24 protein-coding genes are annotated in these 25,006 nt (G+C 72.2%); 20 read left to right on the top strand and 4 right to left on the bottom strand.

Annotation, left to right across the window (positions count from 1 at the left end; all coding sequences use genetic code 11):
• Positions 1-143: 143 nt before the first annotated feature.
• Positions 144-1,346, top strand: a complete 1,203-nt coding sequence (dnaJ, locus tag ACFVS9_RS03030) for a molecular chaperone DnaJ (RefSeq protein WP_383116949.1) — start codon at positions 144-146, stop codon at positions 1,344-1,346.
• 1 nt (position 1,347) lies between these two features.
• Positions 1,348-1,794 carry a heat shock protein transcriptional repressor HspR gene (locus ACFVS9_RS03025; protein WP_014155378.1) on the top strand — a complete coding sequence of 149 codons (447 nt, stop codon included), beginning with the start codon at positions 1,348-1,350 and terminating at the stop codon, positions 1,792-1,794.
• A 33-nt stretch (positions 1,795-1,827) separates the two neighbouring features.
• Here ACFVS9_RS03025 and ACFVS9_RS03020 read toward each other — a convergent pair whose 3' ends face one another.
• The gene (locus ACFVS9_RS03020) at positions 1,828-2,835 is read right to left on the bottom strand and encodes a response regulator transcription factor (RefSeq protein WP_383116950.1); all 1,008 of its coding nucleotides are present in this window, start codon (positions 2,833-2,835) and stop codon (positions 1,828-1,830) included.
• Between the two features lie 173 nt (positions 2,836-3,008).
• A complete protein-coding gene (locus ACFVS9_RS03015) occupies positions 3,009-3,854 on the bottom strand; it encodes a helix-turn-helix transcriptional regulator (protein WP_383116977.1) in 846 nt (281 codons plus the stop codon).
• 287 nt (positions 3,855-4,141) lie between these two features.
• On the opposite strand from ACFVS9_RS03015, the gene ACFVS9_RS03010 reads away from it, so the two are divergent.
• Positions 4,142-4,423, top strand: a complete 282-nt coding sequence (locus ACFVS9_RS03010) for a 5'-nucleotidase (protein ID WP_383116951.1) — start codon at positions 4,142-4,144, stop codon at positions 4,421-4,423.
• Positions 4,420-4,740 (top strand): (2Fe-2S)-binding protein, encoded by a 321-nt coding sequence (locus ACFVS9_RS03005; protein ID WP_073751012.1) that lies wholly within the window; start codon positions 4,420-4,422, stop codon positions 4,738-4,740. The genes ACFVS9_RS03010 and ACFVS9_RS03005 overlap by 4 nt, the downstream gene beginning before the upstream one ends.
• Before the next feature lie 108 nt (positions 4,741-4,848).
• Here the strand turns inward: ACFVS9_RS03005 and ACFVS9_RS03000 are convergent, their stop codons facing one another.
• Entirely contained in the window at positions 4,849-5,250 is a 402-nt protein-coding gene (locus ACFVS9_RS03000) for a pyridoxamine 5'-phosphate oxidase family protein (RefSeq protein WP_383116952.1), read from the bottom strand.
• A 158-nt stretch (positions 5,251-5,408) separates the two neighbouring features.
• Between ACFVS9_RS03000 and clpB the strand changes: the two genes are divergently transcribed.
• The 3 genes from clpB to ACFVS9_RS02985 all read left to right on the top strand — a co-directional run bounded on the left by clpB (position 5,409) and on the right by ACFVS9_RS02985 (position 10,239).
• The gene (gene clpB, locus ACFVS9_RS02995; protein WP_389929688.1) at positions 5,409-8,009 is read left to right on the top strand and encodes an ATP-dependent chaperone ClpB; all 2,601 of its coding nucleotides are present in this window, start codon (positions 5,409-5,411) and stop codon (positions 8,007-8,009) included.
• A 339-nt stretch (positions 8,010-8,348) separates the two neighbouring features.
• Positions 8,349-9,617 carry an MFS transporter gene (locus tag ACFVS9_RS02990; protein ID WP_389929686.1) on the top strand — a complete coding sequence of 423 codons (1,269 nt, stop codon included), beginning with the start codon at positions 8,349-8,351 and terminating at the stop codon, positions 9,615-9,617.
• 70 nt (positions 9,618-9,687) lie between these two features.
• A complete protein-coding gene (locus tag ACFVS9_RS02985; RefSeq protein WP_383116955.1) occupies positions 9,688-10,239 on the top strand; it encodes a YbjN domain-containing protein in 552 nt (183 codons plus the stop codon).
• An 80-nt stretch (positions 10,240-10,319) separates the two neighbouring features.
• Here the strand turns inward: ACFVS9_RS02985 and ACFVS9_RS02980 are convergent, their stop codons facing one another.
• Positions 10,320-11,501 carry a pyridoxal phosphate-dependent aminotransferase gene (locus ACFVS9_RS02980; protein ID WP_383116956.1) on the bottom strand — a complete coding sequence of 394 codons (1,182 nt, stop codon included), beginning with the start codon at positions 11,499-11,501 and terminating at the stop codon, positions 10,320-10,322.
• Positions 11,502-11,625: 124 nt separating this feature from the next.
• On the opposite strand from ACFVS9_RS02980, the gene ACFVS9_RS02975 reads away from it, so the two are divergent.
• From ACFVS9_RS02975 to ACFVS9_RS02915, 13 genes are all read left to right on the top strand, one after another.
• Positions 11,626-11,910 carry a hypothetical protein gene (locus tag ACFVS9_RS02975; RefSeq protein ID WP_383116957.1) on the top strand — a complete coding sequence of 95 codons (285 nt, stop codon included), beginning with the start codon at positions 11,626-11,628 and terminating at the stop codon, positions 11,908-11,910.
• Positions 11,911-12,221: 311 nt separating this feature from the next.
• A complete protein-coding gene (locus ACFVS9_RS02970) occupies positions 12,222-12,743 on the top strand; it encodes a DUF2617 family protein (protein WP_383116958.1) in 522 nt (173 codons plus the stop codon).
• A gap of 108 nt (positions 12,744-12,851) precedes the next feature.
• A complete protein-coding gene (locus ACFVS9_RS02965; protein WP_389929683.1) occupies positions 12,852-14,438 on the top strand; it encodes a polyamine aminopropyltransferase in 1,587 nt (528 codons plus the stop codon).
• 84 nt (positions 14,439-14,522) lie between these two features.
• Positions 14,523-15,662, top strand: a complete 1,140-nt coding sequence (locus ACFVS9_RS02960) for an SRPBCC domain-containing protein (RefSeq protein ID WP_389929681.1) — start codon at positions 14,523-14,525, stop codon at positions 15,660-15,662.
• Positions 15,663-15,692: 30 nt separating this feature from the next.
• On the top strand, positions 15,693-16,487 hold the full coding sequence (locus tag ACFVS9_RS02955) for an aldose 1-epimerase (protein WP_383116961.1): 795 nt from the start codon (positions 15,693-15,695) through the stop codon (positions 16,485-16,487).
• A gap of 31 nt (positions 16,488-16,518) precedes the next feature.
• The gene (pyrE, locus tag ACFVS9_RS02950) at positions 16,519-17,058 is read left to right on the top strand and encodes an orotate phosphoribosyltransferase (protein WP_383116962.1); all 540 of its coding nucleotides are present in this window, start codon (positions 16,519-16,521) and stop codon (positions 17,056-17,058) included.
• Between the two features lie 166 nt (positions 17,059-17,224).
• The gene (gene fbaA / locus ACFVS9_RS02945; RefSeq protein ID WP_383116963.1) at positions 17,225-18,256 is read left to right on the top strand and encodes a class II fructose-bisphosphate aldolase; all 1,032 of its coding nucleotides are present in this window, start codon (positions 17,225-17,227) and stop codon (positions 18,254-18,256) included.
• A gap of 83 nt (positions 18,257-18,339) precedes the next feature.
• Positions 18,340-19,545, top strand: a complete 1,206-nt coding sequence (locus ACFVS9_RS02940) for a MalY/PatB family protein (RefSeq protein ID WP_389929679.1) — start codon at positions 18,340-18,342, stop codon at positions 19,543-19,545.
• Between the two features lie 310 nt (positions 19,546-19,855).
• Complete coding sequence (locus ACFVS9_RS02935) at positions 19,856-21,364, top strand: DHA2 family efflux MFS transporter permease subunit (RefSeq protein ID WP_383116965.1); 1,509 nt, start codon at positions 19,856-19,858, stop codon at positions 21,362-21,364.
• A gap of 3 nt (positions 21,365-21,367) precedes the next feature.
• On the top strand, positions 21,368-21,781 hold the full coding sequence (locus ACFVS9_RS02930) for a DUF3151 domain-containing protein (protein WP_104787116.1): 414 nt from the start codon (positions 21,368-21,370) through the stop codon (positions 21,779-21,781).
• Between the two features lie 154 nt (positions 21,782-21,935).
• Positions 21,936-22,784, top strand: coding sequence for a tryptophan 2,3-dioxygenase family protein (locus ACFVS9_RS02925; RefSeq protein WP_383116966.1), 849 nt, complete (start codon positions 21,936-21,938; stop codon positions 22,782-22,784).
• Positions 22,777-23,973 (top strand): kynureninase, encoded by a 1,197-nt coding sequence (gene kynU / locus ACFVS9_RS02920; RefSeq protein WP_389929676.1) that lies wholly within the window; start codon positions 22,777-22,779, stop codon positions 23,971-23,973. Before ACFVS9_RS02925 ends, kynU begins: the two co-directional genes overlap by 8 nt.
• A gap of 115 nt (positions 23,974-24,088) precedes the next feature.
• Positions 24,089-24,964 carry an alpha/beta hydrolase gene (locus tag ACFVS9_RS02915; protein WP_389929674.1) on the top strand — a complete coding sequence of 292 codons (876 nt, stop codon included), beginning with the start codon at positions 24,089-24,091 and terminating at the stop codon, positions 24,962-24,964.
• The last annotated feature ends 42 nt before the right edge of the window (positions 24,965-25,006 follow it).

The raw sequence follows: 25,006 nt of genomic DNA, 5'->3' as shown, positions 1-25,006 counted from the left end.
TCTCTCTCTGCCCCCCCTGGCGTGCGCCGTCGAGCATCTCATCGACCCCCTCGCCGACTCCTCGGTCGCCTCCCCCCCCGGGGGGCGGGCCGCGCCCCCCCCGCCCCCCCCCCACGGCCGATCGTCCGGAAGGAGGGACGTCGATGAGCACGAAGGACTTCGTCGAGAAGGACTACTACAAGGTTCTCGGCGTCCCCAAGGACGCCACCGACGCCGAGGTCAAGAAGGCGTACCGGAAGCTCGCCCGCGAGTACCACCCGGACGCCAACAAGGGCGACGACAAGGCCGAGGAGCGCTTCAAGGAGATCTCCGAGGCGAACGACGTCCTCGGTGACCCCAAGAAGCGCAAGGAGTACGACGAGGCGCGCGCCCTCTTCGGCAACGGAGGCTTCCGGGCCGGCCCCGGCGGTGGCGGTGGCGGCAACTTCAACTTCGACCTGGGCGACCTCTTCGGAGGCGCACCGGGCGGCGGCCAGGGCGGCCCCGGCGCCGGAGGGTTCGGCGGTGGAGGCGGCGGTGGCGGTCTGGGCGACGTCTTCGGCGGTCTGTTCAACCGCGGCGGCGCGGGCACACGCGTCCAGCCGCGGCGCGGCCAGGACATCGAGTCCGAGGTGACGCTCAGCTTCACCGAGGCGGTCGACGGGGCCACGGTCCCGCTGCGGATGTCCAGCCAGGCCCCCTGCAAGGCGTGCTCGGGCACCGGCGACAAGAACGGCACCCCCAGGGTCTGCCCGACGTGTGTCGGCACCGGCCAGGTGTCGCGCGGCACCGGCGGCGGGTTCTCGCTCACCGACCCCTGTGTGGACTGCAAGGGGCGGGGCCTCATCGCCCAGGACCCCTGCGACGTCTGCAAGGGCAGCGGCCGCGCGAAGTCCGCGCGCACGATGCAGGTCAGGATCCCGGCCGGGGTCCTGGACGGCCAGCGGATCCGGCTGCGCGGCAAGGGCGGCCCCGGCGAGCGCGGCGGCCCGGCCGGCGACCTCTACGTCGTCGTCCACGTCGACGCCCACCCGGTCTTCGGCCGCAAGGGCGACAACCTCACCGTCACCGTGCCCGTCACCTTCCCGGAGGCCGCGCTCGGCGGCGAGGTGAAGGTCCCCACGCTCGGCGGGCCCCCGGTCACCCTGAAGCTCCCGGCCGGCACGCCCAACGGACGTACGATGCGGGCCCGGGGCAAGGGCGCCGTGCGCAAGGACGGCACCCGTGGCGACCTCCTGGTCACCGTCGAGGTGTCCGTGCCCACGGGCCTCGGCGCGGAAGCCCAGGACGCGCTGGAGGCCTACCGGAAGGCGACCGCGGGGGAGGACCCGCGGGCGGAGCTGTTCCAGGCTGCGAAGGGAGCTTGAGATGGACGGCCGTCGACGCAATCCGTACCAGCTGACCGACGAATCACCTGTCTACGTGATCTCGATCGCGGCCCAGCTCTCGGGCCTGCATCCGCAGACACTGCGCCAGTACGACCGCCTCGGCCTGGTCTCGCCCGACCGCACGGCCGGGCGCGGCCGGCGCTACTCGGCCCGTGACATCGAACTGCTGCGCACGGTGCAGCAGTTGTCGCAGGACGAGGGCATCAACCTCGCGGGCATCAAGCGGATCATCGAGCTGGAGAACCAGGTCGCCGCGCTCCAGCAGCGCGTCGCCGAGCTCTCGGCGGCGGTGGACGGCGCGGCGGTGGCCATGCAGCAGCGCGAGGCCCAGGTGCACGCCTCCTACCGGCGGGACCTGGTGCCGTACCAGGACGTGCAGCAGACGAGCGCGCTGGTGGTCTGGCGGCCCAAGCGGCCGAAGGACTGAAACAAGCGGGAAGCGAGGGTCCGTCCCCGGGTCTCAGGACCCGGTGGCGGGCTCTTCGCGTGTGTCCGAGGGATCGTCCACGATGCCGGACCGCACGATCAGGACCCCGAGATGGGTGCGGCTGTCGGCGCCGAGGGTCTGCATCAGCTTCGCGATGTGGGCCCGGCAGGTGCGGACGCTGATGCCCAGCTTGCGGGCCACCGCGTCGTCGACGTGGCCCTGGCTGAGGAGCCGGGCGATGCTCTGCTGGACGGCCGTGACCCGGACCCCGGGGGCGGTCGTGGGGAGCTGCCGGGTGAGCGGGGTGGCCTGTGCCCAGAGGACCTCGTAGACCTGGACCAGGTAGCGGACGAGGGCGGGGTGGCGGATCTCCAGGGCGATGTTGCGCTCGGGGGTGGCCGGTATGTACGCCACGGTGCGGTCGAAGATGATGAGCCGGTCCACGGTCTGCTCCACGGTGCGGACCTGGAGGCAGTCGCCGGGCACCTGAGCGACGTAGTCCTTGACCCGGGAGTTGTAGCGGGCCGGGTGCTGGTAGATGTGCCGGAGCCTGGCCCCTCCCGCGATGGCGGAGCGGGCGTTCTCCAGTCCCTGCCGCATGTGGTGTTCCTGCCGGTTGCCGCCCGGCTGCGCCGTCAGCACCTCCTCCCGCGCGTGGAGCGCGGCCTCCCGGAGCGCGGAGACGATGAGCTGCCTCCCGTCGAGGACCGTGATCGCCAGGTTGGGGTCCTGGTCGGCGACGGAGACCAGAGGTGTCAGCACCCGGCTCAGGGCGCTGCTCAGCCGTATCCGTTCGTCGATCTCGCGGGTGATGGGCTGGAGCAGGTGGGCCAGCGCGGCGGACGGCTGGACGGGGCGCATCCACGCGTCGTCGGCCGTGTCGGGGTGGACGAGGGCCATCTCCGCCAGGCACGGGGCCGACGCCAGCCTCGTACGGGACACGCGCCCCGCGCGGAGGGCCTCCTCGTAGAGCTGGACCGCCGGAGCGCACAGCTCCCGGGGGTCGTGCGGATGTGCCGGTTTTGTCTCATCGGTATTCATTTGACGACCCCTCACTTTGTGCACTGCATAAAGATGATGGTGGCGGAAGCGGTGCCGGCGGGGGAGTGTGGAGGTGACGGGCGAGGGTGCCCGGCCCGCCCGGCCCGGCGCGGCCGCGCTCTCCTCGGCCGCACGGACACGCCCTCGGCCCGGGGTGTCCCGGGCCCGCGGGCTCAGGAGTCCTGGTCCAGGATCCCCGAGCGCGCGATCAGGTACCCGAGCTGGGCCCGGCTGGTGCTGCCCAGGGTCGCCGACAGCTTCGCGATGTGGGCCCGGCAGGTGCGGACGTTCATGCCGAGCCGGCGGGCGATGGAGTCGTCGACGTGGCCTTCGACGAGGAGCTGGGCGATGGAGCGCTGGACACCGCTGATACCGGCCGGGGTCGGCTCGTACCGGATGTCCTCCCACAGGGGGGTGGCGCTCTGCCAGAGCTGCTCGAAGACGCTGATCAGATAGGAGACGAGACCCGGGTGGCGGAGTTCCAGAGCCACGGTCCGGTCGTCCTGGGCGGGGATGAACGCGACCGTCCGGTCGAAGATCAGGAGGCGTTCCACGAGCTCCTCCAGCGTGCGGATCTCCGCGCCCTCGGCCAGTCGCTCCGCGTAGGCGAACGTCCCCTGGTGGTGGCGCACCGTGTGCTGGTACAGGGTGCGGATGCTCACGCCGCGGTCCACGACCAGCTGCCCCCGCTCCAGCCCCTTGCTGAGGATGTCCTCGCTCCGGCCGCCCCCCGGCTGCACGGTCAGCACCTCGGTGCGGCACTCCGCGGTGGCGGCGTCGATGGCGGCGTTGATGCGGGTGCTGCCCTCCAGCACGGTGATGGCGTGGGTGGTCGGCGGGTCCTGGGCGCTGATGTCCATGAACGGCTCGAAGGACTCGGTCAGCTCCAGGGAGTGGCGCCTCCGCTCCTGGATCTCCCGCTCGATGGGGTGCAGCCACTGGGCGAGGGCCGCCGAGGGCGGCACCGGGCGCAGCCAGTCCGCGTCGTCGGGATCGGGGTGGAGCAGGGCGAAGTCCATCAGGCAGGGAGCCGGCTCCACCTCCGCGCGAGGGATGCGCCCGGACCGCAGTGCGCTGGCGTAAAGAGCCTGCCCCGCATCACATAGTTGGGTGATCCCGTGAGGATGTGACGCTTTTGAGTCACTTGTGCGCATATCTCCACCCCCCATGTTCCTGAACGTGCAGGAACATGATGCATCGATCCGGTGGTGCTCACGTGTCCGCGTGAGACATCGTCTTGTTTGCGGGGGAGATGAATCCATCAAGTGAGGACGAAGCCGAAATGTCTAAGCGAATGCTTCGCTCGGTGCTTGCCACTGCTTTCGTGGGGGCCCTTGCCTACGGGGCACTGGGTACCCACGACATCACCTGGGGGGTCGCGCCGGCCGAGCAGTCGGCGACCGCGGCCGGTGACATCACGTGGGGTGCCGCTCCGGGTGACATCACGTGGGGCGCGACGCAGGGCGACATCACCTGGAGCGCGGCTCCGAGTGACATCACGTGGGGTGCCGAGTCCGGCGACATCACGTGGGGTGTCGCTCCCGGTGACATCACGTGGGGCACGGCTCCGACCCACGCGGGCGCATGACCACCCCACCGGACGACCGCACCTTCCGGCGGGAGATGGCCACGGCATATCGCTCAGGGTGGCATTTCATCGATCTGCTCACGGCACTTACCCGCCAGGGCGATTCGTTGATGGTCACCCTGTTCGGAGAGCCGATTGTCGTCGTGATGGAAACGGATGACGATATCCGTGCCTATCGCTGTCTTCGCCGGCCACGCGGAGCGCCCCAACCGGTCCGCTGTGCCGTGAGGTACGGCATGATTTTCGTGAATCTCGACCAGCGCGATCACGAGCTGTTCGAACCAGAAGCCATTTCCGCCACCCCCCGCAGTGCCTGAACGATTCCCCCGTCGTTCCATATCGTTCCGGCACTTCCCCCACACAGCGGCGCCACCGTGACCTGAACACGGTGGCGCCGTTGTGCTGCCCGGGAACGGGACGGCCGCTCAGGCGTTTCCGAGAGCCCGGTCCACGGAGATCTCGATGACGACCCGCTCGGGGTTGTGCCGCGGGGTGCGCTCGTAGCGCTCCGCGTAGCGGCGTACCGCGTCCTGGACCTCACCGGGCTCCGTACGCACCACCGCGCGGCCCTCCAGGGTCGCCCAGCGGCGTCCCTGCGCCTGGCAGACGGCGACCCGTGCCCCCTCCGGGCCCGCCGCGAGGACGTGGGCGGCCTTCCTCGTGCCCCCGCCGGTGATGATCCTGGCGGTCCGCGTCTCCGGGTCGTACGTCACGCCGACGGGCACCACGTGCGGGGTGCCGTCCGGGCGGAGCGTCGTCAGGGTGCTCACATGGCGCTCGCGCCAGAAGGCGAGGTACTCCGGGCTGAGGTTGCGTACGTCAGGCATGGGGTCAGCCTAGAGAGAGGGCCCGGCGGGCGGCCCGCCGAGGCGGCGGTGCGGACCCTGCGGCCCACTTCCAGCCTTGAGTGGAATAGACTCAACTTTGTACCCGTTGTTCGAGTCATGGTTCAGGGAAAGACCCGTACGAGGAGGAGACGACGCCCGTGGATGCCGAGCTGACCAACAAGAGCCGGGACGCCCTCAACGCGGCCACCAGCAGGGCCGTCAAGGACGGTCACTCCGATCTGACCTCCGGGCACCTGCTGCTGGCGCTGCTGGCGGGTGAGGACAACGCGAACATCACCGACCTGCTGGCCTCCGTCGAGGCCGACCAGGTGGCCGTGCGCGAGCAGACCGAGCAGCTCATCGGCGCCCTGCCCAGCGTCACCGGGTCGACCGTCGCGCCGCCGCAGCCGAGCCGCGACCTGCTCGCCGTCCTCGCCGACGCCGACCAGCGCGCCAAGGAGCTCGGCGACGACTACCTCTCCACCGAGCACCTGCTGATCGCCATCGCGGCGAAGGGCGGCCGTGCCGGTGAGATCCTCGACGGGCAGGGAGCCGGCGCGAAGAAGCTGCTGGACGCATTCGAGAAGAGCAGGGGAGGGCGCCGGGTGACCACTCCCGACCCCGAGGGCCAGTACAAGGCGCTGGAGAAGTTCGGCACCGACTTCACGGCGGCCGCCCGCGAGGGCAAGCTCGACCCGGTCATCGGCCGTGACCAGGAGATCCGGCGCGTCGTGCAGGTGCTCTCGCGCCGTACGAAGAACAACCCCGTGCTCATCGGCGAGCCCGGCGTAGGCAAGACCGCCGTCGTCGAGGGCCTGGCCCAGCGCATCGTCAAGGGCGACGTCCCCGAGTCCCTGCGGAACAAGCGGCTGGTCTCGCTGGACCTCGGCGCGATGGTCGCGGGCGCCAAGTACCGCGGTGAGTTCGAGGAACGCCTCAAGACCGTCCTCTCCGAGATCAAGGAGAGCGACGGCCAGATCATCACCTTCATCGACGAGCTGCACACCGTCGTCGGCGCGGGCGCCGGCGGCGACTCCGCGATGGACGCGGGCAACATGCTCAAGCCGATGCTCGCCCGCGGGGAGCTCCGCATGGTCGGCGCGACCACGCTGGACGAGTACCGCGAGCGCATCGAGAAGGACCCCGCGCTGGAGCGCCGCTTCCAGCAGGTCCTGGTGGCCGAGCCGTCCGTCGAGGACACCATCGCGATCCTGCGCGGCCTCAAGGGCCGCTACGAGGCCCACCACAAGGTCCAGATCGCCGACTCCTCGCTGGTGGCCGCCGCGACGCTCTCCGACCGCTACATCACCTCCCGCTTCCTCCCCGACAAGGCCATCGACCTCGTCGACGAGGCGGCGTCCCGGCTCCGCATGGAGATCGACTCCTCGCCGCTGGAGATCGACGAGCTCCAACGGTCCGTGGACCGGCTGCACATGGAGGAGCTGGCGCTGAAGAACGAGACCGACGAGGGCTCCAGGCAGCGCCTGGAGAAGATCCGCCGCGACCTCGCCGACAAGGAGGAGGAGCTGCGCGGGCTCTCCGCCCGCTGGGAGAAGGAGAAGCAGGGCCTGAACCGCGTCGGTGAGCTCAAGGAGCGCCTCGACGAGCTGCGCGGCCAGGCCGAGCGCGCGCAGCGCGACGGCGACTTCGACACCGCCTCCAAGCTGCTGTACGGGGAGATCCCCGGCCTGGAGCGGGAGCTGGCGGAGGCGGACGAGGCCGAGCAGGTGGCCGCCGTGGACACCATGCTCAAGGAGGAGGTCGGTCCGGACGACATCGCCGACGTCGTCGGGGCCTGGACCGGCATCCCCGCCGGTCGCCTCCTGGAGGGCGAGACCCAGAAGCTGCTGCGCATGGAGTCCGAGCTGGGCAGGCGGCTGATCGGCCAGACCGAGGCCGTGCGGGCCGTGTCGGACGCCGTACGCCGCACCCGGGCCGGCATCGCCGACCCCGACCGGCCCACCGGCTCGTTCCTCTTCCTCGGCCCGACCGGGGTCGGCAAGACGGAGCTGGCCAAGGCCCTCGCGGACTTCCTGTTCGACGACGAGCGGGCCATGATCCGCATCGACATGAGCGAGTACGGCGAGAAGCACAGCGTCGCCCGGCTCGTCGGGGCCCCGCCCGGCTACGTCGGCTACGAGGAGGGCGGCCAGCTCACCGAGGCGGTCCGCAGGCGCCCGTACAGCGTCGTGCTGCTGGACGAGGTCGAGAAGGCCCATCCCGAGGTCTTCGACATCCTGCTCCAGGTGCTCGACGACGGCCGCCTCACCGACGGCCAGGGCAGGACGGTGGACTTCCGCAACACCATCCTGGTCCTGACGTCCAACCTGGGCAGCCAGTTCCTGGTCGACCCGCTGACCGGGCCCGAGGTGAAGAAGGAGCGGGTCCTGGACGTCGTGCGGGCCTCGTTCAAGCCGGAGTTCCTCAACCGGCTCGACGACCTGGTCGTCTTCTCCGCCCTGTCCGGCGACGAGCTCGCGCACATCGCGGGGCTCCAGGTGGAACGCCTCGCCGGGCGTCTCGCCGACCGCCGGATCCGTCTGGACGTCACCCCGGAGGCCCTGGCCTGGCTGGCCGAGGAGGGCAACGACCCGGCGTACGGCGCCCGGCCGCTGCGCCGGCTCATCCAGACCGCGATCGGCGACCGGCTCGCGAAGGAGATCCTCGCGGGCGAGGTCAAGGACGGCGACACGGTCCGGGTGGACCGGGCCGCCGACGGGCTGACCGTGGGGACCGCGCCGGTCGCGAAGACCCTGTAGGCGGTGCCCCGGGTCCCCGGCCGGAAGACGTCGTCCTCCGGCCGGGGACCCGGGCGTTCGCGGCTTTGTCCGCATTGATGAGTGCATTCAGCACGTACCGCCGGAGCGGGTCCCGCCAAATCGAGCCGAAAAATTCCATTCCGTGGCCGGATGGCAGGTGCGATTCGGCCACGGCCATCGTTCTTTGTACCGGCCCGATACATATCGGCGCCCTTGACCGGAGCCGGAGTCGCGGTGGTGCGTGCGAACGTGTTCCGCGCGATACCGGGACACTCCGGGCCCTTTTCCTTTCACCGCGCGGGCAGCCGTGCCTAATTGGGGAAACGGTAAGGTGCGGGCATGACGGAGCGGATACCCGGTGAGGCGAGTGCGGAGCCGAAAGATCGCAGAAGTGACAGTCTCATTCGCCTGAGCGAATTTCGTACGCTGTGGACTGCATATGCCCAGTCGGTGCTGGGGGACCAGCTCGCACGGGTGGCGCTTTCCCTGCTGGTCTTCGAGCGCACCGATTCGGCCGGGTGGACGGCGGCGACCTACGCCCTGACCAGCCTGCCCGCCCTGCTGTCCGGAGTGCTCCTCTCCGGTCTCGCCGACCGCTTCCCCCGCCGCACGGTCATGATCGCGTGCGACCTGCTCCGCGCCGTTCTCGTCGGACTGATGGCCCTGCCCGGTACGCCCCTGCCGCTGCTCGCCGCGCTGCTGGTGCTGGCCCAGCTCGCCGAGGCTCCCTTCGGGGCCTCCCAGGGGGCCCTGATGCCGGCCGTCCTGGGGGAGCGCCTGTACGAGCAGGGGCAGCGGGTGATGATGATCACCCACCAGGCCGGCCTGCTGATCGGCTTCGCCGGCGGCGGGGTGCTCGTCGTGTGGCTGGGCAGCCACCTGTCGCTGGGGCTGAACGCGCTGACGTTCCTCGTCTCGGCGGTCCTGATCAGGCTCGGCGTGAAGGCCCGGCCGGTGGACCGGGACGCCGGCGCGGCGCCGAAGCGGATGCACACCCAGGTCGGGAAGGCCGCCGCGCTGATCTGGTCCGACCCCAGGCTGCGGTCGCTGGTGGCGCTCGGCTGGCTGGCGGGGTTCATCGTGCTGCCGGAGGGCCTGGCCGCCCCCTTCGCCGAGGAGGCGGGCGGCGGCGCCGCGGCGGTGGGGCTCCTGCTCGCCGCGCATCCCGCCGGAATGGTCGTGGGCGCCGCGCTCCTGGGGCGGACGGGCTTCGACGTCGAGCGGCGCCGGCGGCTGCTCGGGCCGCTGGCGGTCGGCGCGAACCTTCCGCTGGTCGTCTACCTGGCCGGGCCCGGCGTGGGACTCGCCCTGCTGGTGCTGCTGGTCTCGGGCGTCTGCTCCGCCTACCAGATCACCGCGGGGGCCACGTTCGTGCTGCTCACCCCGGCCGGCCAGCGCGGCCAGGCACTGGGCCTCGCCCGCTCCGGGCTGACCGCGATGCAGGGCATCGGCGTCGCAGCGGGCGGCCTGGCGGCGGAGCTGACCGGGTCCTCGTCCCGCACGATCGGCGGGGCCGGACTCCTCGGTACGCTCTGCGCCGTCCTGGTCGCGGTTTCCTGGGCGCGGGCCAGGGGAACGAGCGCGGGGACGATTCCCCTGAGCGCGTAGGACTACCGGCCGCGATCGCGGCTAGGGTCGAAGCCAGGAAACCACGTGCGATCCACAGGAGTACCCAGCGATGTCTATCGACCCGTCCTCGATCCCCAACTTCGGGGGCCAGCCCGAGCCGCAGGGGGCAGCACCCGAGGGCCCCGTGGTCCCCGACCAGGACCTCGTCAAGCAGCTTCTCGAGCAGATGGAGCTGAAGTTCGTCGTCGACGACGAGGGCGACCTCGCCGCGCCGTGGGAAGACTTCCGGACGTACTTCATGTTCCGCGGCGAGGAGGAGCAGCAGGTCTTCTCGGTCCGGACCTTCTACGACCGTCCCCACGCCCTCGACCAGCGCGCCGTCCTGCTCGACGCGATCGACGACTGGAACCGCCGCACGCTGTGGCCCAAGGTCTACACGCACGCCCACGAGGGCGAGGAGGGCGCCGCGGCCTCCGTGCGGCTGGTCGGTGAGGCGCAGATGCTCATCGGCACCGGCGTCAGCCTGGAGCACTTCGTCTCGTCGACGGTCAGCTGGGTGCGGGCCTCGATCGAGTTCGACAAGTGGCTCGTGGAGCGCCTGGGCCTGGAGCCCGCGGAGAAGAAGGACGGCGCCGAGGGCGGAGAGCCCACGGAGGCCTGATCCGGCGGACGTACGACGGAGGCCCGGGACGGGGCGCGGCCACTGCGGCCGGAGCCCCGCCCCGGGCCTTCGCCGTGTGCTCAGGAGGTCCGGAGGCCCTTCAGCCGGGTGACGGCCTCGGTGAGGACCTCCGTGCGCTTGCAGAAGGCGAAGCGGACGAAGGGCGCGCCCTGTTCGCGGTGGTCGTAGAAGACCGCGTTCGGCACGGCGACGACGCCGCAGCGTCCGGGCAGGGCCCGGCAGAAGGCGAAGCCGTCGCTCCCGGTGCCCAGCGGACGGATGTCGGTGGTGACGAAGTACGTCCCGGCGGGCCTGTACACCTCGAAGCCGGCCTCGGCGAGGCCCGTGCTCAGGAGGTCGCGCTTGGCGCGCAGGTCCGCCCGCAGCCCGTCGAAATAGCTGTCGGGCAGCCGGAGCGCCTCGGCGACGGCGTACTGGAAGGGGCCGCCGGAGACGTACGTCAGGAACTGCTTGGCGGAGCGGACCGCGGTGACGAGCTCCGGGCTCGCGGTGATCCAGCCGATCTTCCAGCCCGTCAGCGAGAACGTCTTGCCGGCGCTGCTGATGGTCACCGTGCGTTCGCGCATGCCGGGGAAGGACGCCAGGGGGATGTGTTCGCCGTCGAGGACGAGGTGCTCGTAGACCTCGTCGGTGACGACCAGGAGGTCCCGTTCGCAGGCGAGCTCGGCGACGGCCGCCAGCTCCTCGCGGGTCAGGACGGTGCCGGTCGGGTTGTGCGGGGTGTTGAGCAGGATCAGCCGGGTGCGGGGCGTGACGGCGGCGCGCAGCTCGTCGAGGTCGAGCCGGTAGGCGCCCTCGTGGGGCCGGAGCGTGACGGGGACGCGGGTGCCGCCCGCCAGGGCGACGCAGGCGGCGTAGGAGTCGTAGTACGGCTCCAGGGCGATCACCTCGTCGCCGGGCTCCAGGAGGGCGAGCAGGGAGGCGGCGACCGCCTCCGTGGCGCCCGTGGTGACCAGCACCTCGGCGTCCGGGTCGTACTCCAGTCCGTAGTGACGGCGCTGGTGGTCCGCGACCGCGGAGCGCAGCTCGGGGATGCCGGGGCCCGGCGGGTACTGGTTGCCGTGGCCGGCGCGCAGGGCGCGGACCGCGGCCTCGCGGATCTCCTCGGGGCCGTCGGTGTCGGGGAATCCCTGGCCGAGATTGATCGACCCGGTCCGTACGGCCAGCGCCGACATCTCCGCGAAGATCGTCGTCCCGAACTCGGCGAGGCGGCGGTTGAGCAGCGGTCGTCCCTGTGTCATGGACATCATCCTGTGCCCAAGCTCTGGAGTTGCTCAAGTCTGCTTTCGCCGCGGCGGGGCGCGGGAATCCAGCGGGCAGTCGAGAAGCGGACCTCGCTTCGGGGGACAGAAGGATGTGAGGTCGATGGAGTTGTTCGTCTTCATCGTGTTCCTGGTGATCGTGGTGGTGGGGATCACCGCCCTGGTCTCGGGATCGGGTGGCCGGAAGAAGTCGGTGCGGGGGCGCGCGGGACGGACCGGACGCCGTGGCTCGGACAGCGGCGGAGGGGATTCCGGCGGGGGGAGCTGGTGGGCCGGCGACAGCGGTGGTGACTCCGGCGGTCATTCCGGCGGGCACTCCGGCGGTCATTCCTGCGGGGGCGGAAGCAGCTGCGGTGGTGGCGGAGGGTGCGGGGGCGGCGGCGACTGAGGCCGGCCGGCCCCTCCCGTTGTGAGGGGTGGTACGCACGCGCCCGAGGTGTCCGGTGGGAGTGAACTCCCGCCGGACACCTTTTGGTTGGGCCTGCGGGAACAGGTGAACCGTCCTGCCCCCTGAGGGATGGAAACCAAGGCAAGTTGGGTAAAAACGCTGTGAGCGCGACGTACTTCGTGATTGCATCGATGTAGCGAACATTCAGCCCCCGGGCCCCAGTTGGGCCGGATCGGGCTCTCCCTCCCCCGCGTGCACCGCTCGGGGGTACCTCCTGTCCGTGTGTCCCTGTGCGTTTGCGGAGCCGATCCATGCTCACGACCCTCCAGACCGCCTATTCCGATACCCGCGCCGCTGATCTGGCATGGACGCTCGGGCGGGAGCCGCTGCCCGCCCTCGCCGTACTCGACCTCGAACTGGGTTGCGCCAAGGTGCAGTTGCGGCTGCTGGGGGCCTCCCATCAGGTGCTGCTGGAGGAGGACCGCCGTACCTGCTCCGAGACCGTCGCCTGCCTGCCCGGCAGCAGCACGCCGCTGCCGCTGGGTGTCGCCGAGAGCGTGGGCGACTGGGACTACGAGTTCGCCGCTCGCGTCGAGACGCTCTCGGAGGGTTCGTTCGCCGGGCGCGCGCAGGAGCTGCTCGCCCTGGTGGCCGACCACCCGCACGGACTGGCCGGGACGTTCCCCGGCAGCCCGTACGCCTTCACCGCGATGCTCGCCCAGCGGACGGAGGGCCAGGTGCGCTGGAGGACCTGGCACGCCTATCCGCAGGAGGGCCAGCTGGTCGTGACGCGTACGCGGGTGGGGGTGCGGGTCCCGGCGTCGGTGTCATGAGCGGCGTGCGCGGGCCCGTCCGGAACGGTGGCCTGCGGGCCGGGTGCGCGTCACTTGCACCCGTGTGGGTGACAAGCAGCGACCATCCCGTCACGTAGCGTTCCGTTCATGATCGACCAGCAGGCGCCGGTGCGAGGGGGCGCGCCACGGCTTCCCGTGCGGCCGAGGACCGGCCGCTTCCTCGTGCTGGCCGCGGTGTTCGTCTGTGCCGCGTGCGGCCTGGTGTACGAGCTGGAACTGGTCGCGCTGGCCTCGTACCTGATCGGTGACTCGGTCACCCAGGCGTCCGTCGTGCTCTCCGTGATGGTGTTCGCGATGGGTATCGGGTCGCTGCTCGCGAAACGTTTACGCACCCGGGCCGCCGTCGGGTTCGGGCTGCTGGAGGCCGGGCTCGCGCTCGTCGGCGGTTCGTCGGCCCTCGTCCTGTACGCCACCTTCGCGTGGCTCGGGGAGTCGCGCTACGCGCTCGTCGGCTTCTCGCTCACGATCGGGATCCTGATCGGCGCGGAGATCCCGCTGCTGATGACGCTCATCCAGCGGGTCGACCGGCAGGACGCGGGCGGCGCGGTCGCGGACCTCTTCGCCGCGGACTACGTGGGCGCGCTGGTGGGAGGGCTCGCGTTCCCGTTCCTGCTGCTGCCGATGATGGGCCAGCTGACCGGGGCGCTGTTCACCGGCGCGGTCAACGCGGTGGCGGGCCTCGCGCTCGTGCTCTGGGTGTTCCGGCACGATCTGAACCCCCGCTCGCGCTGGCTGCTCGTCGCGGCCAACGCGGCCGTGATCGCCCTGCTGGCCACGGCCTCCGTCCTGGTGGACGACTTCGAGCGGGCGGCGCGGCGCGCGGTGTACGGCGACGAGGTGCGTGTCGCCCTGCGGACGGACGTCCAGGAGATCGTCCTGACGGGCGCGGCGCGCGGCTCGCTCGACCTCTATCTGGACGGGCGGCTCCGGGTCAGCTCCCGTGACGAGTACCGCTTCCACGAGGCGCTGGTGCACCCGGCGATGAAGGGCGCGCACCGGCGGGTGCTGATCCTGGGCGGCGGCGACGGGCTGGCCGCCCGTGAGGTGCTGCGCTATCCCGATGTCGGGTCCGTCGTGGTCGTCGAGGTCGATCCGGCCGTCACCCGGCTGGCCCGTACGGACCCCGCGCTCTCCGGGCTGAACGGGCACGCCCACGACGATCCCCGGCTGACGACGGTCACGGGCGACGCCTTCACCTGGTTGCGGGGCACCCACGACCACTACGACGTGGTGATCTCGGACCTCCCCGATCCGGCCGTCACGGCGAGCACCAAGCTCTACTCGGCCGAGTTCTACGGGCTGGTCTCCGGGGTGCTGGAACCCGGCGGCCGGCTGGTGGTGCACGCGGGGCCGCCGAGCGTCAGACCGAACACCTTCTGGACGGTGGAGGCGTCGGTACGGGCGGGCGGCCTGGTGACCCGGCCGTACCGGGTCGGCGGGCGCCTCACCGGGTTCGCGGCCGGCCCGGACCGGGCCGGGGCGCCCCGGGACTGGGGATTCGTGCTGGCCGCCCGGCACGCGGTGGGCCGGCTCGGCATGGACCCGGGGGCGCCCGCCCTGCGGACGCTGGGGGAGGGGGAGCTGCTGGCCGGCCGGCGCGCGCTGGAGCGGGTACGGCAGCAGGGGGTGCTGCCGTCGACGCTGGTCCACCCGAGGTACTGGGACGAACCGTGAGCCCGTGGGGGCGGTGCGGTCCGCACGGTATGCGGGGCGCCGAAGCGCTGACGGGACGGCCGGGGCTGAGTAGGCTCGGTCGGTATGGAGCATGAGGTGTTCGTTCCGGTTCCGGTCCCGTCGGTGCGGCGGACGCTGGGTGATCCCGCCCGCGTCGCGCGGTGTGTGCCGGGGTTCCAGCAGGATGCCGACGCGTCGGCGGGTCCGCTGGCGGGCCGGCTGAAATTCCGGGCCGACGGCCACACGATCACGTACCGCGGTGCCCTGACGCTGGGGTCCTCCGACGAGGACGGCTCCTTCTCCGTGACCGGGGAGGGCGTGGAGGCCCGGGGCGCGGGCTCGGCGAAGCTCGTGCTGACCGTCGGCCTCACGGGGACGGACGGCGGCACGACGATCGCATTCACCGGCACCGTGACGGGCGACGGCCGCATCGTGGACCTGGACCCGGCAGCGGCGCTCTCCGCCGCGCAGCGGTTGCTGGACCGTTTCACGCAGCAACTGGTGACGGAGTCCCTGGCGGCACGCGACGGCGCCCCGGAAGCCGACCAGCCGCCGGCCGGTGAGGCTGCGGGGACGGCAGGTGCGCACGAGTCGGCGGCGGACGAGCCTTCACCCGGTGCGGGGCCGGCCCCTGGCGCGTCCGCGGGGTCCCCTGACGGCGCGGCCGCGGAGGGCGCGTCGGCGGGGTCCGCCGATACCGGTCCCGACGACGGCGTCTCCGCGGATGCCGGGGCCGGCGAGGGGACGTCCGGTGGGGGCGGCACTTCCGGTGTGCCCGCCTCCGACGCGTCCGTTCCTGACGCGTCCGTTCCCGACGAGCCCGTTTCTGACGCGCCCGCCTCCGACGCTTCCGCCTCCGACGCGTCCGCCGGGGAGAGTTTGTCCGGTCCGTCGTCGCCCGACGCGTCCGGTGAGCCGCCGTCCTCGGACAAGGGGTCCGTCTTCGACGCGCCCGTACCGCCGTCGTCGCTCGACCCTTCCGAGGAGCTGGAGTTCACGGTGCCGGACGAGCCCCCGGCCGAGGCCGCGCACGCCCGGCGCACCATGATCGGCCGCAGCACGGAGGAGGTCGATCACGCCCCGCCGCGCGGCCGGTACGCCCCCGTCCCGTCGCCGGAGGCGGGCGCCGCGGGCATCGCGCTGCGCTGGGCCGCCCCGGCGGCCGCCGTGGTGATCGCCTCGGCCGTGGTGGTGGGCAGGGCGCTGCGGCGCAGAAGGCCGTAGGGGGCCGCCCCACGCCAGTAGTGTCGAGGGGTGAGCAGAGTTGTGAAGAACGCCCGGCTGACCGCCGGCGACGTCGAATTGACCGTTGACCCCGCCAACGGCTGCCGGATCAGCAGCCTCCGGATCGGGGGTACCGAGCTGCTGCGCCAGGGCGAGCGGTACGGCTGCTTCCCCATGGTTCCGTGGTGCGGCCGTACCGAGAACGGGCTGTTCCGCAATGGCGGCGAGCCGCATCAGATGCCGCTGAACTCCCCGCCGCACGCCATCCACGGCACCGGTCGCGACACCGCCTGGCAGCCGGCACGGCAGGGCGACGCGGAAGCGGCCTTCTTCTACGACCTGGCCGCCCCCTGGCCATACGAGGGCCGGGTGACGCAGTCCTTCGAGCTGACCGAGGAGTCGCTGACGCTGAGCCTCGGCGTCGAGACGTACGGCGACTCCTTCCCGGCGCAGGCCGGGTGGCACCCATGGTTCCTCCGGAACCTCGGCGGCGAGGACGTGCGGATCGCCTTCGACGCCGCGTGGCAGGAGGAGCGGGGCGACAACCACCTGCCCACCGGCCGCCGGATCGACCCCGAACCCGGCCCGTGGGACGACTGCTTCGGGATGCCCGAGGGCGTCGACGTGAAGCTCACCTGGCCGGAACAGCTGGAGCTGACGGTCAAGAGCCGGGACGAGTGGGTGGTGATCTACGACGAACAGGCCGAGGCGGTCTGCGTGGAGCCGCAGTCCGGGCCGCCGAACGGGCTGAACACCGCCCCCCGGCTGGTCACCCCGATCGAGCCCCTGGAGATCTCGACGACCTGGAGCTGGACACGGCTCTGACCCCTCCGTGGCAGCGCTTACCCTCGTTGGCATGACTGACGTACGCGCTGAGCTGCTCCAGCAGATCAAGGACAAGGCCGTGGTGCACGGCAAAGTGACCCTCTCCTCGGGTCTGGAAGCCGACTGGTACATCGACCTGCGCCGGGTCACGCTGGACGGCACGGCCGCGCCGCTGGTCGGCCAGGCGATGCTCGACGCCACCGCGGAGCTGGACTACGACTGTGTCGGCGGCCTGACGCTGGGCGCCGACCCGGTGGCCACGTCGATGCTGCACGCCTCCGCGGCGCGCGGGACGACGCTGGACGCCTTCGTCGTCCGCAAGGCGCAGAAGGCTCACGGGATGCAGCGCCGCATCGAGGGAACGGACGTCAAGGGGCGCCGGTGCCTGGTCGTCGAGGACACCTCGACGACCGGCGGCTCCCCCCTGACCGCGGTCGAGGCGGTGCGCGAGGCCGGTGGTGAGGTCGTCGCCGTCGCCGTCATCGTGGATCGCGGAGCTGCTTCCGCCATCGCCGAAGCCGGGCTGCGGTATGTCCAGGTCTACTCCGCGGCGGACCTCGACCTGGTCTGACCTGGGGATTCCTCGGGGCGTTCCCTGTTTCACGTGAAACAGGGAACGCTACTCGACGGGCAGCGTGGAGCCGGAGCGAGAGTCTGGGAAGATAAGGGCGACGATGACGTCGCCCCCAGGTCAGGGACCAAGCACCGCACACCCGCACATCCCAAGGAGCGGACAGATGCCCATCGCAACCCCCGAGGTCTACGCCGAGATGCTCGACCGGGCGAAGGCAGGCAAGTTCGCCTACCCGGCCATCAATGTGACGTCGACCCAGACCCTGCACGCTGCACTGCGCGGCTTCGCGGAGGCGGAGAGCGACGGCATCGTCCAGATCTCCACCGGTGGTGCCGAATTCCTGGGCGGCCAGTACAACAAGGACATGGTGACGGGTGCTGTGGCCCTCGCCGAGTTCGCGCACATCGTCGCCGCCAAGTACGACGTCACCGTCGCGCTGCACACCGACCACTGCCCCAAGGACAAGCTGGACGGCTACGTGCGTCCGCTGCTCGACGTCTCCGCGGAGCGCGTCGCCAAGGGTCTCAACCCGCTGTTCCAGTCGCACATGTGGGACGGCTCGGCCGAGACCCTCGCCGACAACCTGGCCATCGGCCAGGAGCTGCTGGCCAAGGCCGCCGCCGCCAAGATCATCCTTGAGGTCGAGATCACCCCGACCGGTGGCGAGGAGGACGGCGTCACGCACGAGATCAACGACGAGCTGTACACGACCGTCGACGACGCGCTGCGTACGGCCGAGGCGCTGGGCCTGGGCGAGAAGGGCCGCTACCTGCTGGCAGCGTCCTTCGGCAACGTCCACGGCGTCTACAAGCCGGGCAACGTCGTCCTGCGTCCCGAGCTCCTCAAGGACCTCCAGCAGGGCGTGGCGGACACGTACGGCAAGCCGGCCGGCAGCCAGCCGTTCGACTTCGTCTTCCACGGCGGCTCGGGCTCCACGGCCGAGGAGATCGCCACCGCGCTGGAGAACGGCGTCGTGAAGATGAACCTCGACACCGACACCCAGTACGCCTTCACCCGCCCGATCGTGGACCACGTGTTCCGCAACTACGACGGCGTGCTGAAGGTCGACGGCGAGGTCGGCAACAAGAAGGTCTACGACCCGCGCAGCTGGGGCAAGTCCGCCGAGGGCGGCATGGCCAAGCGCGTCACGGAGGCCTGCGCCAACCTGCGTTCGTCGGGCACGAAGCTGAAGTAAGTACGTCGCGGACGTACGAGCGGGCCCGGTCTCCCCTCGGGGGGCCGGGCCCGCTCCATGTCCGAGGGAGTGAGGGATCCGCCGTGGGTACGCCTGCGCAGTACGACTTCGACACCGTCATCGACCGCCGGGGAACCTGGTGCGTCCAGTGGGACGGTGTCGCCGACCGGTTCGGGGTGGACGGGCTGCTGCCGTTCACCATCTCCGACATGGACTTCGAGACCGCGCCCGAGGTCCTGGCCGCGCTGCGGGCCCGGCTGGACCACGGGGTGCTCGGTTACACCGACTGGCGACAGGACGACTTCCTGTCGGCCGTCGCGCACTGGTACGAGACCCGCCACGGCACCGGTATCGACACCGGCCGGCTGGTCTACGGGCCGTCGGTACTCAGCCAGCTCTCGCAGCTGTTGCAGATGTGGACGGCCGAGGGGGAGGGCGTGGTCGTCCACACCCCGACGTACGACGGCTTCCGCAAGGCGGTCCTGGGGCTCGGCCGGGAGCTGCGGGGCGTGCCGGTGGGGGATACGGGCGCCCTGGAACGGGAGCTGGCGCGAGCCGACGCGAAGGTCCTGGTGCTGTGCTCACCCCACAACCCGACGGGGCGGGTGTGGACGGAGGCCGAGCTCCGGGAGATGGCGGCGCTGGCCCGGCGGCACGGGGTGGCCGTGATCAGCGACGAGATCCACGCGGACTTCGTCCACGAGGGGCGGACACACGTGCCGTACGTACGGGTCGTCGGCGACGGTGACGGCGGTTCCGGCGGTGAGCGCAGCGGCGGCGGTGGGGAGCGCTGGGCCCTGATCACATCGGCGTCGAAGTCCTTCAACTTTCCGGCGCTGACCGGTTCGTACGGGCTCATAGGGGACCCGGCGGACCGCGCGGAGTACCTGCGCCGGATGGAGACGGCCGAGGGCCTCGCCTCGCCCGCCGTGCTGGCGCTGACCGCGCACATCGCGGCGTACCGGCAGGGTGCCCCCTGGCTGGACGCGGTCCGCGCGTATGTCACCGGGAATCTGCGGATGGTCGCGGAGCGGCTGGACGCGGCGTTTCCCGAGCTGGCGTGGGAACCGCCGCAGGCCGGTTATCTCGCCTGGATCGATCTGCGTCCGCTCGGCGTGGACGACGAGGCTCTCCAGCGGGTGCTGATCGAGCGGGAGAAGGTCGCGATCATGCCGGGGGCGGTGTACGGGGCGCCGGGGTTCGTGCGGCTGAACGTGGGATGCGCGCGGAGCAAGGCGGAGGCGGGAGTGGCGGCGTTGGTGCGTGGGCTGGGGGCGGTGCGGGGGTAGGAGCCCCGGTTCCCGGCCGTCGGGCTGGGGGCGAGGGGCGGGCTCGTCCCCTGCCCGCCCCTCGCACGGGGAAAGGGGCCGGGGGCCCAGGGCGGAGCTGTGCGACGGGCTCCGGGGCGTGGGCGCCGCCGCAGCCCGGGGTGTCCGGGCCGGAGCTCCGGTGCCGGAAGCGGGCCGGAGGTGCCGAGTGGCTCGGCGGACCTGTGGGGCCGGCCGCGGCCGGCCAGAGGGGTCCGGGGACGGAGGGGTGCCGTGCGGCCGGGCGGGTCCATGAATGGCCACCGGGGCGGGCAGCGGTGATGCTGCTCGTATGACTGACGCGGAGGGTGCGGAGGGTACGGACGGGGTCGGGATCCGGGTTGCCTCGCCCGTGGGGCGCTGGGTGGTACTGACCACCGTGCTCGGATCGAGCATGGCCCTGCTCGACTCCACCGTCATCAATGTGGCCCTCCCCCGCATCGGCCGGGACCTGGGTACCGATCTGGCCGCCCTCCAGTGGACCGTCAACGCGTACATGCTCACCCTGGCCGGGCTGATCCTGCTCGGAGGGGCCCTCGGCGACCGGTTCGGGCGGCGGCGGGTGTTCGTGCTCGGGGTGGTCTGGTTCGCGACGGCCTCGCTGCTGTGCGGGATCGCGCCGAACGCGGAGGTGCTGGTGGCCTCGCGGGCGTTGCAGGGGGCCGGGGGCGCGCTGCTCACCCCCGGTTCGCTGGCGATCATCCAGGCGAGCTTCCACCCCGACGACCGGGCCCGTGCCGTGGGGCTCTGGTCCGGGCTCGGCGGGGTCGGGGCGGCCGTCGGGCCCTTCCTCGGGGGGTGGCTGGTGGACGGGCCGGGCTGGCGTTGGGTGTTCCTGCTCAATCTGCCGCTCGCCGCCGTCTGCGTGCCCGTGGCCCTGCGTCACGTACCGGAGTCCAGGGACCCGGACGCCCACGGCCGGTTCGACGTGCTGGGTGCCGCCCTCGCGGCGCTCGCGCTCGCACTGGTCACCTACGCGCTGATCGAGGTGCCGGAGCAGGGCGCGTCCCTCACGGTGATCGGCGCGGCTCTCGGCGGTGTCGTCCTCGGAGCGGCGTTCGTGCACGTGGAGCGGCACCGGGCCGACCCCATGGTGCCGCCGTCGATCTTCGCGTCGCGCCAGTTCACCGCCGTCAACGTCGTCACGTTCTGCGTGTACGCGGCCCTCGGGGGGTTCTTCTTCCTGTCGGCGATCCAGCTCCAGGTGGTGGCCGGGTACTCGGCGCTCGGCGCGGGCACCGCGCTGCTGCCCACGACGGTGCTGATGCTGCTGTTCTCCGCGTCGGCGGGCGACCTCGGGCGGCGCATCGGGCCGCGGATCCCGCTCACCGTGGGCCCGCTGCTGGCCGCCGCCGGGATGCTCCTGATGCTGCGGGTGGGCCCCGGCGCCTCCTACCCGCTGGACGTCCTGCCCGCGGTGCTGGTGCTGGGGCTCGGCATGGTGACCCTCGTGGCGCCCCTCACCGCGACCGTGCTGGCCGCCGTGGACACCGGACGGGCCGGTCTCGCCAGCGGCGTCAACAACGCGGCGGCGCGGGCCGCCGGGCTGCTCGCGGTGGCCGCGCTCCCGCTGCTGGCCGGGATGGGGCCGGAGGCGTACCGCGACGCGGGGGAGTTCGCCTCGACGTTCCGGCGGGCCATGCCGATGTGCGCCGGTCTGCTGGTGGCGGGCTCGGTGATCGCCTGGTCGGCCGTACGGTCGTCCCCCGTGGCGCGGCAGGAGCCCCGGCCGGCGTGCACGACGCACTGCGGGGTCACGGCCCCGCCCTTGGAGCCGGAACCCGGGTCCGGGCACACTTGAGCCATGTCCATCCACGAGAACCTGCTCGGGGGCCCTGCCCCGACCCACCTGCCCGACGACCCGGAGCCGCGTGAGCTGCTCGCGAGCGGCACGGCGCCCGCCGATGTCGCGGCGAAGTACCCCACGTCCTCGCTGGCCTGGGCGCAGCTCGCCGACGAGGCGTACGAGGGCGGCCGGGTCGTCGAGTCGTACGCGTACGCGCGCACCGGCTACCACCGCGGGCTCGACGCCCTGCGCCGCGCCGGCTGGAAGGGCCACGGCCCCGTCCCGTTCGAGCACGAGCCGAACCGTGGCTTCCTGCGGGCCCTGCACGCCCTCGCGCGCGCCGCGCAGGCGATCGGCGAGCAGGAGGAGTACGAGCGCTGCTCGGCGTTCCTGCGTGACTCCTCGCAGACCGCCGCCGACATCCTGGGCTGAGACGACCCCGCCTTCCGGGCCCCGCGGGCAGCAGCCCGCGGGGCCCGACGCGTTCCCCGGAAGGCCGTTATGATCCGGAACAGGGGACCGGAGCTCCACCACCCTCGAGGAAGGGGCGGACCGCTACCCGGAAGCTCGTGTCGAGGAGACAGCGATGTCTACGTTCCACCCCGACCCCGAAGCCACCGGTGCGGAGACCCCGCACCTGGACTTCGCGGGAACGACTCCGTACGAGGACTACGTCCAGGCGGACGTCCTGACCCACCTCCAGCACCTGCGCTCGGACGATCCCGGCGAGATGGTCTTCCTGGTCACCACCCAGGTCATGGAGCTGTGGTTCACGGTCATCGTCCATGAGTGGGAGACGGCGGCGCACGCCCTGCGCGAGGACCGCATACCCGTCGCCCGCGACGCCCTCAAGCGCTCGCTGCGGGAGCTGGAGGCGCTGAACGCGTCCTGGAGGCCGCTCGCCGGCCTCACCCCCGCCCAGTTCAACTCCTACCGGGGATCCCTCGGCGAGGGATCCGGCTTCCAGTCGGCGATGTACCGCCGTATGGAGTTCCTGCTGGGCGACAAGTCCGCCTCCATGCTCGTGCCGCACCGGGGTGCGCCCCGGGTCCACGCCGAGCTGGAGAAGGCGCTCCACGAGCCCGGCCTGTACGACGAGACGCTCGCCCTGCTCGCCCGGCGCGGATACGCGGTGCCCCGGTCGGTGCTGGAGCGCGACCTGGCGCGGAAGTACGAGCCGTCCCCCGAGGTCGAGGCCGTCTGGGCGGAGATCTACGCCGACGAGGACCAGAACGCCGAGCTCGTGAGGCTCGGCGAGGTGCTGACCGATGTCGGCGAACTGGTGTGGCGCTGGCGCAACGACCATCTGACGGCCACCCGGCGGGCGATGGGCTCGAAGACCGGCACCGGTGGATCGGCCGGGGTCGCCTGGCTGGAGAAGCGTGCCACCAAGAGCGTCTTCCCCGAGCTGTGGACGGCGCGCAGCCATGTCTGACCTCCAGGAGCGCGCCGAGGCGCTCGACACCGCCGACGAACTGGCACCCCTGCGCGAACTGTTCGTCCTCGACGACACCGTCTACCTCGACGGCAACTCGCTGGGAGCGCTGCCCCGCCACGTCCCCGAGCGCATGCGGGACGTCCTCACCCGTGAGTGGGGCTCGCTGCGCATCCGCTCCTGGGACGAGAGCGGCTGGTGGACCGCGCCCGAGCGGATCGGCGACCGGATCGCCCCGCTGGTCGGGGCCGCCCCGGGGCAGATCGTGGTGGGCGACTCCACCAGCGTGAACGTCTTCAAGGCGGTCGTCGCCGCGACCCGCCTCGCGGGCGAGGGGCGCGACGAGATCCTGGTGGACGCGACGACGTTCCCCACGGACGGGTACATCGCCGGGTCCGCGGCCCGGATGACCGGCCACCGTCTCGTCCCGGTCGCCCCGGACGAGGTGCCGGCCGCGCTCGGGCCCCGTACGGCGGCCGTCCTCCTGAACCACGTCGACTTCCGCACGGGCAGGCTCCACGACCTGCCCGCCCTCACCGCGGCCGTCCAGGGGGCGGGCGCGCTCGCGGTCTGGGACCTGTGCCACAGCGCGGGGGCCCTGCCCGTGGGCCTGGACGCGCACGGCGTCGACCTGGCCGTGGGCTGCACGTACAAGTACCTGAACGGCGGGCCCGGTTCACCGGCCTACCTGTACGTCGCCGAGCGCCACCAGGCGGCCTTCGACTCGCCCCTGCCCGGGTGGACGTCGCACGCCGACCCGTTCGGGATGACCCCCGGGTACACGCCCGCCGAGGGGTCGGTACGGGGCCGGGTCGGCACCCCGGACATCCTGTCCATGCTCGCCCTGGAGGCGGCGCTGGACGTGTGGGACGGCGTACCGGTGGAAGCCGTGCGGGCCAAGTCGCTGGCGCTGACGGACTTCTTCCTGGAGTGCGTCGCCGCCTACGCCCCCGCGGGCCGGGTCACCCCGGTGACCCCCGCCGCCCACGCGGAGCGCGGCAGCCAGGTCTCGCTGCGGTGCGAGGACGCGGAGGAGACGGAGGCGGTGATGGGCGCCCTCGTCGAGCGTGGCGTGGTGGGCGACCTGCGCCGCCCGGACATCCTGCGCTTCGGTTTCACCCCGCTCTACGTCGGGTTCGCCGACGCGGAACGGGCGGCTCGGATCCTCGCCGAGGTGCTGGCGGTCTGAGGGTCCGCCGCCGTACCGGCCCGCCGTCCGGGCCGGTACGGCGGCGGTGCGCCGTACTGGTACCGTCCCCGCAGGTCAGCCCAGTTGGGCACGGCCCCAGGACGGTTGGAGCAGCATGTCGGATTCTGCCGCGCGTGACCGCGACGCCGCCGAGACGGCGTCGGCGTTCGCCCACCCGGTGGTCGCGCCCGACGGGTCCGCGGCCTACGGCGGCCACCCCGACCAGGTGATCGACTTCTTCGCGCCGAGGGACGGCCGGACCGGGACGCCGCTCGTGGTGCTCCTGCACGGGGGTGCCTGGCGTGCCCCGTACGACCGTCAGCACGTGTCGCCGTTCGCGGACTTCCTCGCGCGGCGCGGGTTCGCCGTGGCCAGCGTCGAGTACCGGCGCGGCGGCGGGATCCCCCGGCAGGGCGCGGCGGGTCCGGTCGCGGGGCGCTGGCCCGCGACCTTCGACGACGTGGCGGCGGCGATGGACGCCCTGCCGGAACTGGCGGCCCGTGAGATGCCGGGCGCCGATCCGCGCAGGACCGTGGTCACCGGCCACTCGGCGGGCGGGCAGCTCGCCCTGTGGGCGGCCGCCCGGCACGTGCTGCCGGAGGGTTCCCCGTGGCGGCTGCCCGCCGCACCGCCGCTGCGCGGGGTGATCGCCCTGGCACCGGTCGGGGACTTCGCGAGCGCGGTGGAGCTGGACGTCTGCTCGGGTGCGCTGCACCAGCTCCTCGGCGGTGCGGAAGGCTTCGAGGCGCGGAGCGCGCACGCCGATCCCGCTCTGCTGCTGCCGACCGGCATCGCGACGACGGTGGTCCAGGGCGTGGAGGACACCACGGTGCCGCAGGCCGTCGCGGAGGCGTTCGTGGACGCCGCGGCGAAGGCCGGTGAGGTGGTGGGGCTGACGCTGCTGGACGGGGTGGGGCACTTCCCGCTGATCGATCCGGCGGCCGACGCCTGCGCCGTGGTGGCCGAGGAGATCGCCCAGCTGGCCTGGTAGTACTTGCGACGGACGGCGAAGGATCCGCATCACTGCTGACGA

Source organism: Streptomyces sp. NPDC058008 (assembly GCF_042886395.1).
In the GTDB taxonomy this organism is placed as follows: Bacteria; Actinomycetota; Actinomycetes; order Streptomycetales; family Streptomycetaceae; genus Streptomyces.
This window is presented reverse-complemented; position numbering and strand designations above follow the sequence as displayed.

Bases quoted from the DNA above. Each gene is read 5' to 3' on its own strand.
- ACFVS9_RS03005 (WP_073751012.1), top strand. From the start codon at position 4,420: ATGACCACCCCACCGGACGACCGCACCTTCCGGCGGGAGATGGCCACG.
- kynU (WP_389929676.1), top strand. From the start codon at position 22,777: ATGTCTGACCTCCAGGAGCGCGCCGAGGCGCTCGACACCGCCGACGAA.
- ACFVS9_RS02960 (WP_389929681.1), top strand. From the start codon at position 14,523: ATGGAGCATGAGGTGTTCGTTCCGGTTCCGGTCCCGTCGGTGCGGCGG.
- ACFVS9_RS03015 (WP_383116977.1), bottom strand. From the start codon at position 3,854: ATGGACTTCGCCCTGCTCCACCCCGATCCCGACGACGCGGACTGGCTG.
- fbaA (WP_383116963.1), top strand. From the start codon at position 17,225: ATGCCCATCGCAACCCCCGAGGTCTACGCCGAGATGCTCGACCGGGCG.
- ACFVS9_RS02970 (WP_383116958.1), top strand. From the start codon at position 12,222: ATGCTCACGACCCTCCAGACCGCCTATTCCGATACCCGCGCCGCTGAT.
- ACFVS9_RS03000 (WP_383116952.1), bottom strand. From the start codon at position 5,250: ATGCCTGACGTACGCAACCTCAGCCCGGAGTACCTCGCCTTCTGGCGC.
- ACFVS9_RS02980 (WP_383116956.1), bottom strand. From the start codon at position 11,501: ATGACACAGGGACGACCGCTGCTCAACCGCCGCCTCGCCGAGTTCGGG.
- ACFVS9_RS03020 (WP_383116950.1), bottom strand. From the start codon at position 2,835: ATGAATACCGATGAGACAAAACCGGCACATCCGCACGACCCCCGGGAG.
- ACFVS9_RS02975 (WP_383116957.1), top strand. From the start codon at position 11,626: ATGGAGTTGTTCGTCTTCATCGTGTTCCTGGTGATCGTGGTGGTGGGG.
- dnaJ (WP_383116949.1), top strand. From the start codon at position 144: ATGAGCACGAAGGACTTCGTCGAGAAGGACTACTACAAGGTTCTCGGC.
- pyrE (WP_383116962.1), top strand. From the start codon at position 16,519: ATGACTGACGTACGCGCTGAGCTGCTCCAGCAGATCAAGGACAAGGCC.
- ACFVS9_RS03025 (WP_014155378.1), top strand. From the start codon at position 1,348: ATGGACGGCCGTCGACGCAATCCGTACCAGCTGACCGACGAATCACCT.
- ACFVS9_RS02965 (WP_389929683.1), top strand. From the start codon at position 12,852: ATGATCGACCAGCAGGCGCCGGTGCGAGGGGGCGCGCCACGGCTTCCC.
- ACFVS9_RS02985 (WP_383116955.1), top strand. From the start codon at position 9,688: ATGTCTATCGACCCGTCCTCGATCCCCAACTTCGGGGGCCAGCCCGAG.
- ACFVS9_RS02915 (WP_389929674.1), top strand. From the start codon at position 24,089: ATGTCGGATTCTGCCGCGCGTGACCGCGACGCCGCCGAGACGGCGTCG.
- ACFVS9_RS02930 (WP_104787116.1), top strand. From the start codon at position 21,368: ATGTCCATCCACGAGAACCTGCTCGGGGGCCCTGCCCCGACCCACCTG.
- ACFVS9_RS02990 (WP_389929686.1), top strand. From the start codon at position 8,349: ATGACGGAGCGGATACCCGGTGAGGCGAGTGCGGAGCCGAAAGATCGC.
- ACFVS9_RS02925 (WP_383116966.1), top strand. From the start codon at position 21,936: ATGTCTACGTTCCACCCCGACCCCGAAGCCACCGGTGCGGAGACCCCG.
- ACFVS9_RS02935 (WP_383116965.1), top strand. From the start codon at position 19,856: ATGACTGACGCGGAGGGTGCGGAGGGTACGGACGGGGTCGGGATCCGG.